8 protein-coding genes are annotated in these 12947 nt (G+C 55.0%); 2 read left to right on the top strand and 6 right to left on the bottom strand.

Annotated features, from left to right (window positions below):
- Positions 1-5 precede the first annotated feature (5 nt).
- From ACJJI7_RS08470 to ACJJI7_RS08455, 4 genes are all read right to left on the bottom strand, one after another.
- Complete coding sequence (locus ACJJI7_RS08470) at positions 6-1613, bottom strand: carboxyl transferase domain-containing protein (protein ID WP_282951826.1); 1608 nt, start codon at positions 1611-1613, stop codon at positions 6-8.
- A 118-nt stretch (positions 1614-1731) separates the two neighbouring features.
- Entirely contained in the window at positions 1732-2901 is a 1170-nt protein-coding gene (locus ACJJI7_RS08465) for an isovaleryl-CoA dehydrogenase (protein WP_108731530.1), read from the bottom strand.
- A 134-nt stretch (positions 2902-3035) separates the two neighbouring features.
- Positions 3036-3452, bottom strand: coding sequence for a MerR family transcriptional regulator (locus ACJJI7_RS08460; protein ID WP_020411590.1), 417 nt, complete (start codon positions 3450-3452; stop codon positions 3036-3038).
- A gap of 129 nt (positions 3453-3581) precedes the next feature.
- Positions 3582-4664, bottom strand: coding sequence for a hypothetical protein (locus tag ACJJI7_RS08455; protein ID WP_282951827.1), 1083 nt, complete (start codon positions 4662-4664; stop codon positions 3582-3584).
- Between the two features lie 362 nt (positions 4665-5026).
- Here ACJJI7_RS08455 and serB point away from each other — a divergent pair, with 362 nt between their 5' ends.
- Positions 5027-6142: a phosphoserine phosphatase SerB gene (serB, locus tag ACJJI7_RS08450; RefSeq protein WP_282951828.1), complete on the top strand. Its 1116-nt coding sequence runs from the start codon at positions 5027-5029 to the stop codon at positions 6140-6142.
- 514 nt (positions 6143-6656) lie between these two features.
- On the opposite strand, the gene ACJJI7_RS08445 is transcribed toward serB, so the two are convergent.
- On the bottom strand, positions 6657-8600 hold the full coding sequence (locus ACJJI7_RS08445; RefSeq protein ID WP_020411593.1) for a M1 family metallopeptidase: 1944 nt from the start codon (positions 8598-8600) through the stop codon (positions 6657-6659).
- 311 nt (positions 8601-8911) lie between these two features.
- Between ACJJI7_RS08445 and ACJJI7_RS08440 the strand changes: the two genes are divergently transcribed.
- Entirely contained in the window at positions 8912-10573 is a 1662-nt protein-coding gene (locus ACJJI7_RS08440) for an alkaline phosphatase D family protein (protein WP_444902321.1), read from the top strand.
- 82 nt (positions 10574-10655) lie between these two features.
- Here the strand turns inward: ACJJI7_RS08440 and ACJJI7_RS08435 are convergent, their stop codons facing one another.
- Positions 10656-12743, bottom strand: coding sequence for an EAL domain-containing protein (locus ACJJI7_RS08435; RefSeq protein ID WP_444902322.1), 2088 nt, complete (start codon positions 12741-12743; stop codon positions 10656-10658).
- Between the last annotated feature and the right edge of the window lie 204 nt (positions 12744-12947).

Raw genomic sequence — 12947 nt, 5'->3', positions numbered from 1 at the left:
GTTCCTTACATACGGAACACGCCGAACCTGGTCTCTTCCGGCTCCTTGTGGCTCGCCGCCGCCAGGCACAGACCGAGCACGCGGCGGGTATCCGCCGGATCGATAACGCCGTCATCCCACAAGCGCGCGGAGGCGTAGTAGGGGTGCCCCTGGTGTTCGTAGTTATCCACAATCGGCTGTTTAAACTGGCGCTCTTCCTCTTCGCTCCAGGATTCACCACGAGCGGCCATCTGGTCGCGCTTCACCTGGGCCAATACGCCAGCAGCCTGTTCACCCCCCATAACCGAGATGCGCGCATTGGGCCACATAAACAGGAAGTTGGGATCGTAGGCGCGGCCACACATACCGTAGTTACCGGCGCCGAAAGAGCCGCCGATGAGGATGGTAATTTTGGGCACCTTGGCGGTAGCGACAGCGGTCACCATCTTGGCGCCGTGTTTGGCGATGCCGCCCGCCTCGTACTGTTTGCCCACCATGAAACCAGTGATATTTTGCAGAAAAACCAATGGAATCTTGCGCTGCGCACACAGCTCAATAAAGTGCGCGCCCTTCTGTGCACTCTCCGCAAACAGGATGCCGTTGTTGGCAACAATTCCCACCGGATAGCCCTGGATACGGGCAAAACCAGTTACCAGAGTGGTGCCGTACAACGCTTTAAATTCATCGAACTCAGATCCGTCCACAACCCGCGCGATAATCTCGCGCACGTCAAAAGGCTGGCGCGAATCCTTGGGCACCACACCGTAAATATCTTCCGGTGGATAAATCGGCTCCACTGGCTTTTGGATATCCAGGCCGGGATTTTTGATGCGGTTCAGGCGCGCTACAGAGCGGCGCGCCAACTGCAACGCATGTACGTCGTTATTGGCGTAGTGATCGGAAACCCCGGAAGTGCGACAGTGCACCTCGGCACCGCCGAGCTCCTCAGCGGAAACTTCTTCACCGGTGGCCGCTTTCACCAGGGGCGGGCCCGCCAGGAAGATGGTGGCCTGCTCTTTCACCATAATGGATTCGTCTGCCATGGCCGGCACATAGGCTCCACCGGCGGTGCAGCTACCCATAACCACCGCGATCTGCGGAATATTCTGTGCAGAGAGATTGGCTTGGTTAAAGAAGATGCGACCGAAGTGCTCACGGTCTGGGAAAACGTCGTCCTGGCGCGGCAAATTAGCACCACCGGAATCCACCAGGTAAATGCACGGCAGATTGTTCTGCTCGGCGATGGTCTGCGCGCGCAGGTGTTTTTTTACTGTGAGGGGATAATAGGTTCCACCTTTTACAGTGGCATCGTTAGCCACTATCACACAGGGCTGACCGGAGACGGTGCCGATGCCGGTAATAATACCCGCAGCCGGAACATCCTCACCGTAAACCTCGTGAGCGGCCAGCTGGGAAAATTCCATAAAAGGGCTACCCGGATCGAGCAGCGCATCGATACGGTCCCGTGGCAATAATTTTCCTCGCGCCAGATGTTTTTCCCTTGCGCGCTCGCCGCCGCCCTGGGCGATGGCTTCCACTTTCTCGCGCAGGTCTGCCACCAGCGCCTGCATCTGCTCGCGGTTTTCGCCAAAGGCGGTATCGCGCGTGTTTATTTTGCTCTGCAACTGATTCATAAAGTCCGATTCACTTTCCCGGAGAAAAGACCTCCACAGGGCGCAGCTTATTGCCGCAGTGCCCGGCTGGAGACAGCTGCCGCCGGCAGGCGCCGGCGGCGAGAAGAAATGCCCAGCCTTAGCGGGTCTCTTTAAACAGCTCGCGACCAATCAGCATACGGCGCACTTCAGAAGTGCCCGCGCCGATTTCGTAGAGCTTGGCATCGCGCAGCAGACGACCAGTGGCGTACTCGTTGATGTAGCCATTGCCACCCAGTGTCTGGATAGCCTGCAGGGCCATCTGTGTTGCGCGCTCCGCAGTAAACAGGATTACAGCGGCGGCGTCCTTGCGCGAGTCCTCACCGCGATCACAAGCCCGGGCCACAGCGTACAGGTAAGAGCGGCTGGCATTCAGGTCAGCGTACATATCGGCGATCTTGCCCTGCATCAACTGGAATTCACCGATGGCCTTGCCGAACTGCTTGCGCTCGTGAATATAGGGAACCACCACATCCAGGCAGGCCTGCATAATGCCGACAGGGCCTCCGGAGAGAATGGTGCGCTCGTAGTCGAGACCGCTCATCAATACGCGTACACCGCCATTCAGTTCACCGAGGATATTTTCTTCCGGCACTTCACAGTCTTCGAACACCAGCTCACAGGTGTTGGAACCGCGCATGCCCAGCTTGTCGAGCTTTTGCGCCTGGGAGAAGCCGGCAAAACCGCGCTCAACGATAAATGCAGTGATACCACCGGAGCTGATGCCCGGCTCAGTGCGAGCGTAGATCACATAGGTATCGGCATCGGGACCGTTGGTGATCCACATTTTATTGCCGTTCAAAATAAAGCGATCACCGCGCTTCTCGGCGCGCAGTTGCAGACTTACCACGTCGGAACCGGAGTTGGGTTCACTCATGGCCAAGGCGCCTACATGTTCACCGGAACACAGCTTGGGCAGGTATTTGAGCTTCTGCTCGCGGGTACCATTTTTACGGATCTGGTTTACGCACAGGTTGGAGTGGGCACCGTAGGACAAGCCCACAGAAGCAGAGGCGCGGGAAATCTCTTCCATGGCCACAGCGTGTGCCAGGTAACCCATATTGGAACCGCCGAACTCCTCTTCCACGGTCATGCCCAGCAGACCCAGCTCGCCAAACTTCTTCCACATATCCGCTGGGAACAGGTTGTCTTCATCGATCTGCGCCGCGCGTGGGGCCAGCTCCGCCTGGCAGAACTTGTAAACCATGTCACGGAGCATATCGATGTCTTCACCGAGACCGAAATTCAGAGTTGGGTAGGAGGTATTCATAATGACTCCACGTTAAATTTGCGAGTTTTAATTAAATTGGCCGCGCCTGCGACTGCCGTTACATCAGGCGCCCCCGTAAAACCTCTGGAGGTCACCGGCAATCGCACACTTGCCGAAATTTTCAGGATTTTGGTTTAGGGGTTGTCCTCTCTGCGGCTCTTCACCAGGGCCGCTTGTGCACGGACCTCGGCTTCGTCCAGCTCCCCCATCAGGCTTTCTATATCTCTCAGCTGCTGCTGCAACAGTGCACGCTTCTGGGCAATGCGCTCCAGCAGGCGCTGCAACTGCTCCACATTGCCATGAGCGGGATCGTACATATCGATAATCTCGCGGCTCTCATCCAGGGAGAACCCCAAGCGCTTACCGCGCAAAATCAGCTTCAGCCGTACCCGCTCCTCAGGGCTATAAACACGGGTCTGGCCGCGCCGCTCAGGTTTGAGCAGTCCCTTGTCCTCATAGAAACGGATGGCGCGGGTAGTGATATCAAATTCACGGGCCAACTCCGAAATACTGTAACTATGGGGCTCTACGATACTGGCTTTGGCTTTCATAAGTACTTCCTCGAGACGCAACCAAGCCTAACAAGAGTTTACGTTAACGTAAACGTAAGGCAGGTGCCAAAAAATAACTACGGAGAGCAAACGGGTCATTTACTCGCCGCTGTGACCAGCGGTAGGTATTCAGGCGCCCAATAGCTGTTGCAACTGGTTGTTAAGCAACTTTTGATACGAGGGCGTCAGCCCCGTAACTTCCAGGTTCCAGCCAGCGCCATGGTGCTCGATGCGTCCAGCCAGGGAGGTTTCCTCCAGCAGCTCCGGATGCAGGAACAATCCACGAGATTGATTTAGCAGCTGCTCGGCGGAGAAGTCCGGCGAGCCAGGCTCGCAGGGCACCACAGCCAGGGCCAGCTTCAGACCAGTGGCTCGGCTGACACTCTGCATCTCCCGCAACAATAGACCACAGCAGACCGCGCGAAAGGCTGCATCAGTGCCGGAAAACCCCAGGCCAACCTGAGGCCCGGCGCTACTCAGAGGGTGGGCACCGTAAATTCGGCGCAGTAGCTGCATGCGCCCATCCAGTTCCCGCTGTATTCCCTCAAGCGCACTGCGGCTCAGTTGGTTGGTCAACTGAGCCCAATTCAGGGGGCGCAGGTAAAGGCCTATAGAGTCCCCTTTTTCTTCAGGAATATTCACCGATGCGTGAGACTCTTCAGAAGGCAGACTGCGCGGTGCGGAGAAGCCTCCTGCCATCAGTGCCGCCACTGCACTAAAAGGCAAAGCAAAGACCAGGGTCAGTAACAAACTGGCCCAAGGAAAAGTAACACCCGCACCGGGAGCCAGGGCCACGGTAACATTGCCAGCGATACTATCGTGTAACACAACTGGCACACTGATGGTCTCACCATTTTTTAAATCGCCCACTTCTGCCAGACTATTGGACTCCACATCTTCAATAGAGATACCAACGACGGCAGGCAACTCTAGTAATTGCCGGGCCAGTAGCTGCATGCTGATTCGATCATCAGCAACGATACGCTCCAGGCTCTGCCCTGCGAGAAAACTGGCGGCAGCCTGCGCCGAGGCCCGGTCTTTTTCCACAGCATCAGCATGTCGCTGCCCATAGTAATGGCCAAGAGCAGCGCTGCAGAATACGGCCAGAATCACCCAAATCGCTACGGCCAGCAGGCGCTGGCGAATACGTTTAGATAGGCGTGCAAATTGTTCGGGCAACTTGCGCAACAGAGAAATAATCGATACAGACATATTAAGCGGCTGAAATACCTTGCCTTGTTTTTTTATTACCTTGCGTTTCTTTTTCCTTTCGTCTTTATAAATCATCCTGACTGATAAAGACGTCGCCCAAAAAACACTGGCAAAGGTGCATGGACCCACTGGTGTTTTTAGGCTCACGACGGCCTACGGCCGCGGCGTATTTTATCCTCACAAAAAGCCAATAAGGCCCAGTGTAATTTCCTGTGCCGTTGGTCGATCCGGCAACAAAATAGTTCCACGGGTTTTTTTATTTTGTAACAAATAAGCGGGCCCAGGCTGCGGCGCTGATTTTAACGAAGATTCCCGCTAGAGCTATAATGCGTCGCTTATTGATTAAATTGGGGAGCTGCGCCATGGGCGACGAGACAAAAGCACAAGAATTTCATCTGCCCCTGGCACAAGTTATCCAGTCGCCCCTGGACAGCCCTGTGCGCTACCTCACCTATAGCGGCAACTATGCGCGACTGGGGCTTGAATACAGAGGTGCAGACCCTTTTCCGGACGCCACCAGTTGTGAGCTGAGCTTGCCCAGTGCTAAGCCTTCAGTCGTACAGTCCCCTTGGTGTTTAACCCTTCTGAGCCCAGCCGCCACCCTGACACAGCTACAACGCGTACTAAAGCTTTGTACCGAACAACAATGGCAAATCAACACTATCGACACTCTCGCCCACCGGCATGAGTGCACGGTAATTCGCCTCCAGCTCAGTGCTGAGTTGGAATTTTCCCCTGCGCGTTTCGCTTGCCTGCAACTGGCCGAGGAAATCGGAGCCGACCTGGTTTTACAGGATGGGGCCAGCCAGAGAGTACCGACACTGGCAGGCTTCGACATGGATTCCACTCTAATTGATGCGGAGGTGATCGACGAGCTGGCCAAGGTTACCGGTATCGGCGATCAGGTAGCAGCCATCACCGCAGCCGCGATGCGTGGCGAGCTGGATTTCCGGGATAGTTTCAAAAAACGTATGGCGCTACTCAAGGGCTTCTCCGAACAGCGCCTGGCAGAAATTGCCCAACAATTGCCCCTAAAGAAAGGGGCACAGAAACTGTTGTACTGCCTGCGTGAGCTTGAGTGCAAAACCGTCATTCTGTCCGGGGGCTTTACTTACTTCGCCAACTTCCTGCAGAGGGAACGACTTGCCGTAGATTTGATATACGCCAATGATTTGGAATTTGCCGAGGGTGCACTCACCGGTGAAGTGATAGAACCTATCGTGGACGGCACGCGCAAGCGGTTGTTGCTGGAGGAAACAGCAAGGAATATGGGGCTGTCGCTGGAACAAGTGATTGCAGTCGGGGACGGGGCCAATGATATCCCCATGTTGAACCTGGGTGCCCTGGGTATCGCGATTCACCCAAAGCCTAAGGTACGCCTGGAGGCACCACAGGCGATCACCCTATTCGGCCTTGATGCGGCGCTATACCTATTCGGCCTTAACGACCGCCAGATTGCCGAGTTGGGGCAACCCTGAAGCTGCCCCAGGAAAAGTCAGGTCATTGCATGTGGGAAGGGAAATGAATTCGGCCTGTTATCAGAACAGGCGCTCGGCTCATACTCACAGCCAACGGCCAAAAAACTGAGAAAAGCCAGCATTAAAATCCGTCTGTACATAGGTACCTCCCTTTGCCTTAATGGATTTTTATTCGAGCAGCAGGGTACGCAAAGGGTTCCACTTTGAACAGCAGTTTAATGATTTTTATGCCAGAAAATTGACGTGAAAATCTTCTTTTTGTACCAATTCGTTCAGCTTTGCTACACAAGAGATTACACAGGCATTTTTTAGTATTGCCCGCCGCTCAAACGGTACCCAAAAGCCTTTTTAGCGGATTTATTTGGTTAATCTTTGGGAAGAGTAAAAACGGGAAGATGCAGATAAAAAACCAGGGAAAACTTGGTGGTAGCCAGTGTTGCGCTGGCCCCAATCGGTATAAAGGGCGGCGATTTCGGTGCACAGCACCAAAATCGCACAAGCGACGAAGGTCGATCTAGCCCTCTTTCTTACCGTAAATTACCAGGCTGTTCACTTTCACCGTCAGCGGGTGATACCCCACCTTGGCGCGCTCGAAAATGCGTGCAGCCACATCCTGTTTACCAGACTCAACCATATTGCGATACAGCGGGCGCAGGAACTTGTTGCGGCCGATGCTGGTGAGGAAGCTCTCCAAACGATCGAAGGCCGGCTCATAGTCATTGCGCACAGCAATCATCAGCCAGCTGAAGGCCACTTCGTTATTGCGGGATTTGGTCAGGCCAAAGGCGCTGTCCAGTTCTTTCAACTGCGCTTCCGTCAGCTTCTCAGGCATACCGTCGAGGAAATACTTCCACTGATGGAAGGTCCAGCCTTTGGTATCGATATCCTTCGCCGCCAATTTGCCGTCCAACCATTGCTGACGCACCGGGTCCAACTTGCTGAAGGCATCGGACTGCGGGTGCGGTGCACCTTCGGGAATACCCGGCTCGAAGATCCACTGGTGAATCCGCTCGCGATCCAGTTTATCGGCGTGCTCAACCAGCAGGGTCTTGTCGAGGTACTTAACGAAGTCCTCAGTGGTGATGCTCTGGAAGGAGAAGTGGTTGAAGTACTCCATCAGGAAGCGGTCAAACGCTTCGCGGCCTACTTTCTGCTCCAGCTCATACAGGAACAGTGAACCTTTCTCGTAGGGAATATTGGAGAACACTTCATCGGGATCACGGCCGCGCAGGTCGATCGCCATAATCTCATCGCGGGGCTCTTTGTCCGCGAGGTCCGCTTGCAGATCGTCATAACCCAGGGCCATTTCCATCTGGTAACGCTCGTCACCATAGACAAACTGCATGATGCGGTTGGTCAGGTAAGTAGTGAAGCCCTCGTTCAGCCATAAGTCGCGCCAGCTGGCATTGGTCACCAGATTGCCGGACCAGGAATGGGCCAATTCGTGGGCGATCAGGGCCACCAGGCTTTTGTCACCGGCGATTACGGTTGGAGTGATAAAGCTCAGACGCGGGTTTTCCATACCGCCAAAGGGGAAGCTGGGCGGCAGGATCAGCAGGTCATAGCGGTCCCAATGATAGGGGCCGTAAACCTTCTCGGTCACCTCCAGCATGGATTCGGTATCGGCGAACTCCGCCGCTGCAGATTCCAACATGGAGGGTTCGGCGTAGACACCAGTGCGCTTGCCCATGGGTTTGAATTGCAGGTCGCCAACCGCCAGGGCGATCAGGTAGGAGGGAATGCGCTGGGGCATTTCGAACTCGTAAACGCCATCTTTGGCCGCCTGCGGGTCATTGTTCGCACTCATCACCGCGCGCAGTTCTTTCGGGGTACGAACGGTCGCCTTGTAAGTGATACGAACTTTCGGGGAGTCCTGCAGCGGAATAAAGCTACGCGCATGGATCGCCTGGGCCTGAGTGAACAAGAACGGGTGCTTCTTGCCCGCCGTCTGTTGAGGCTCAAGCCACTGTACGCCAGAGGCGCCAGGGACTGTGCGATAGCGGATGGTGATGCTGTTGGCATCTTCCGGCAACTCAATATTCAGCGGGGTGCCCAGGTGACCGTCTTTCTCGCCCATGGAGAATTTCACCGGCGCACCATTGGCTGCTACAGAAACCACTTCCAGCTCGCGGGTGTCGAGCACCATCGGCAGGTTCTTGTCGTTGAGGCGCTTGAAGTCCAGCTGGGCTTCGCCCTCGAGAACCTTGCGGGAGAAGTCTACAGTCAGGTCCAGATCCAGGTGCTGTACCTGGTAGTCATTACTGTTGGCAAAGGAGTGGTAATCCACACCGGATTCAGGCGCCTTCTCAGCGGCACTTTTCTTTTCAATCACGGCGGCTGCTTTTACCGACGCGCTTGCACTCTCAGCTTCGACTTTAGACGGCTCGGTCTTTGAGCACCCGCCGGCTACGGCGAGGCCGCCGACAATCAGGCTGGTGCAAAGTAAGCGGGGCAACATGGATCTACTCCCAGGGTATTCTGTTTTTAATCGCGACACAGCATACCCGAGAGTGCACAGATGCGGAATGATAGGGAGTTAATCGACGGCGGTAACAGCCCTAAGATCATCCCCCAAAGCATCCTCAAGCCGACAGTCATACTTTTTAATGCCTTCAAAATAGACAAAAGTCTCACTTTAGCTCGCTGCGGACGAATTTACCGACTAATTGAGCTGCTTCAGAAAAAATCTGACTGGAAATTAACAAAGCGTTCACCTTTCGAAGACAGACTGCGTGTCCTTTATAACAAGCACATAAAAAGGAGAGCACTATGTCTTTGTCCCGGAGGCGATTTCTGCAATTTTCCAGCGCCGGCCTGGCATCCCTGCCACTTCTTAAGGCCTACGGCTCCGGCCAGCAGCCTTTCCAGCACGGCGTTGCCAGCGGTGATCCCCTGGCCGATCGCGTGATTCTCTGGACCAGGATTACCCCATCGGAAGACCCTTTATTCCAGTCCATGGTGCCCTATAGCTGGCAAATCGCCCTGGACCCGGAAATGGCGCTGGTAGTGAACAGCGGCAACGGCATGACCGGCCCCGAAGTGGACTACACCATCAAGGTGGATGCCAGTGGCCTGCAGCCTGGGACAACTTACTACTACCGTTTTTATTCCAACAGCATGGACTCTCCTATAGGGCGAACCAGGACCCTGCCTGTAGGTCATGTGGACCGCCTGCGTTTTGCAGTAACCAGCTGCTCCAACTATCCAATGGGCTTTTTCAACGTCTACCGTGAAATCGCTCAACGTCCCGATTTGGATGTGGTACTGCACCTGGGTGACTACATCTATGAATACGGCCCCGGCGGCTTTGGCACCGGCACCGGGCTTGGACGCGAACCTATCCCCGCGAAGGAAATGGTGGATATCCAGGATTATCGCCTGCGCTACGCCCAGTATCGTTCCGACCCCGACTTGCAGGAAGCCCATCGCCAACACCCGTTTATTTGTGTTTGGGACGATCACGAAACCACAAACAATGCCTGGGCCGGTGGGGCAGAAAACCACGATCCCCAAGATGGCGAAGGTGACTGGTATGTGCGTCGCTCAGTGGCAAATAAGGCCTACTTCGAGTGGATGCCCATCCGCGACAACGGCATTCTGGACGTATTTGGGGATAGAGCCATTTATCGCAGTTTCCGTTACGGAAACCTGATGGACCTGATGATGCTGGATACCCGCATCGCCGCAAGGGATGAACAGGCCAACTGGTTTGACCAGAAAACAGCCGACAATCCAGAGCGCAGCTTACTCGGCCGACAGCAGGAAGAATGGTTGTACCGCGGCCTCACCCAATCTCAATCGGACGGTGTACGCTGGCGGGTACTCGGACAACAGGTGATGATGGCGCAGCTCACCCTGGCCAAGGATTTCTCCATTAACATGGATCAGTGGGATGGTTATACCGCCTCCCGTACTCGATTATTCGATCACATTGCCAACAACAACATCGAAAACTTCTTTGTGCTCACCGGAGATATTCACAGTTCCTGGGCCTGGGACTTGGCCAGCAACCCATTCAGCATTCTCGAATACGGACGCCTTACCGGTCGCGGTGCTCTCGGGGGAGAGTTTGTAACTCCCGGCGTAACCTCCAGCTTCCTCGATAAGTCACATCTAACTGACGTAGCCGCGATCGCCATGGACGGATTAATTCCGCACTTAAAGTGGGTCAATGTCACCCAGCGCGGCTATTTGCTGATGGATGTTTCCCACTCCCGTGCCAAGGCCCACTGGTACCATGTGGATACCGTCACCAGTAAGAGCTACAACGCTAGCCTGGCGAGGATGTACAAACAGAAGGCCGGCCAAAACCACGTACAACGCGCTTGGAGCGAGAGCACAGCCCCGGAGAATGCACCGGCGCCTGCGCCTGAGTATGGCGCCCTGGCCCGCAATGCTATCGCTGCCCTGCGCAACCGCTACAACGTATGACCTCACAGAGCTAGGTCCTGTAAAAAAAAGCGCGTAACCCGATGGGAAACGCGCTTTTCTTACAGATATAGGCTTGCGGAAATTAATCCAGACTAAAGTCGAAACTCATTTCCTCTGCCGGAGCCTGCACATAGTAGCCCTGGATATAATCGGTACCGGTTTGCCACAGGGTGGGTAACATGCTGGCCTGCTCGATATGAGGCACAATCACCTTGGTCTCTGCCTCACCCAAACGCTGTACCAGCCCGGCTAAAGATTCGCTGCTCTCTCCCTCGTCCTGGACTTCACGCACAAACGACGGATCTACCTTGGCCATATCCACCTTTACATGCTCCAGAGCTTTAAAGGGGTTCAAGCCGGTACCGAAGTGGCACACAGCCACGCGGCAACCGAGCTGCTGCACCTGAGTAGTGAAATCACGCGCTGCATGCAGGTTGCTGGTGATGTCCTCCTGGCGCAACTGGAAAATCACCGTGCTTGGCGGAACTTTGGCGGCCTTGAAAGCCACCCCCAGCCAGGCAGGCAAACTCGTATCGAGCAGGGAAGCTGTAGTCATATGCAGCATCAGCGATACATCCTTACCCTTAGCGCGAGCCGCAGCGGCAGCCTTAATCGCGGTGAGAATCACCCAGCGGTCCATCTTGGCGGAAAGACCAGCGTCGCCCAATTCCTGAAGGAACGCCAGTGGTGCCAGTTCTTCCTTGTCATCGAGCATACGCACCAGCACTTCATACATTTGCTCCCCAGTGCCCTGCAGGCTCAGGATCGGCTGGAATAAAAGCTTTAGGTTACCCGCCTCCAGGGCCTGTACCACCCGAGCGCGGTGGTAAGTATCAGCATCAGCGCCACTTTCGGTATCCGGCTCATACAGGACAAAATTGCCACCCTGCCTCTCCTCTCCCAGAGCTTGCTTATGAGCCACCTGCGCCTGCTCGAGCACCTGCTGTGAACCACTGGAGGCCTCGCTTAGCAGGGAAATTCCAATAGAGGCAGTAACCTGCTGGGTTTTGCCTGCAGCGTCAAAAATGGTATCGGAAATTTTCTTCAGGATATCGCGCGCGCGCTGCTCAATACTGTCCGGCGTGGTATCCGGGCTCAACAGGCAGAAGCTGTCATCACTATAATGCGCCAGGGTATCACCGCTTCGCTGGCATCCCTGTAGCAGTTCAGCCATGGCTTTCTGCAGTGCGTCTGCACCTGCAACGCCTACGGTCTTTTGCACCTCCTCGGCAAAGCGATCCACCTGGATAAACATCAGGCCACCGGTGCGATGGGAGTCCGCTGCAGATTTAATCGTGGAGTCGAGTAACGATAAAAAGTGCTGTCGATTAAACAGGCCAGTTAGCGGGTCGCGGTTTTTAATATCACTGAGTTGGGCTTCCAATTGCTCAGTGTCGCCCTTGCGCATGGCGATGCGCACTTGCAGGCAGCGCTCCTCTTCGTAAGTAGTACTGAGTACCTCCGCGCGAGTGGGTAACGGATCACCTGCAACGGTTCGAGCAGTAAACTTCCACTCCTTAGCTTCCACTTCATTGTTATCGATCGCACAACGCTTGAGAAAATCCCGTGCGCCTCCCTGCTCATTTTCAGCCAGCATGTCGATCAGTGGCTGGTACTCAACATCCTCACCACTTTCATAGCCAAAGCGCTCGGCGAAAGAGTCATTGGCATAAACGATTAGCCCATCGGATACATAGGCTATTGCATCCTTGGAGCTGTCCAGAAGCTCTTTGGCACGACCGAGAGTTGCGTGGTAACGACGATCATGCAGGCGTGCCTGGCGACGGTTATCCAAGGCGAGCATCTCTCGCTGAATCACCAACAGAAGGTGCTGGTCCTCATCTACTGTCACCACATCCCGTGCGCCCTGTTTTAACCCCTCCACAATTGGCTGGGAACCACTGCGTTCGGTCAACAGGATAACCGGTACATCTTTTTGCAGCTTACTGATGGTGCGTAGCGCCACTGCCGGCGGAATCTGGGTGCTACCCTCTGCGGCGATCACAAGGTCCCAGGTTTTATCCTGTACCAAGCGAGTAAAGACCGCTTCACTGGCAACATGCTGAGCCCGGTTGGGTCGACCCGCGTTGTGCAGCATGCTGACCAAGCGCTGCGCCTCGGAGGGCATATCGTGAATCAGGAGGAGTCGGATAGTGTCGTTGCTACTCATTTTTTGCTCTATTTATTCAGGGCAGCGTACCGCTACCGCATGCGGTAAGTTTAGGGGCCCCCTGTAGTGGCATACAAGGCCACATCGGGGTGGTACGCGTGACTCAAGTCACACAAATCTCCCTGTCGTAAATGCACACCTTAGAATTATCATCTGCTAATTAGTAATCACTAACTGGCTCTGGAAACCTTATTTCTTTCAACC

It is taken from the genome of Microbulbifer variabilis, from assembly GCF_056232115.1.
This window is presented reverse-complemented; position numbering and strand designations above follow the sequence as displayed.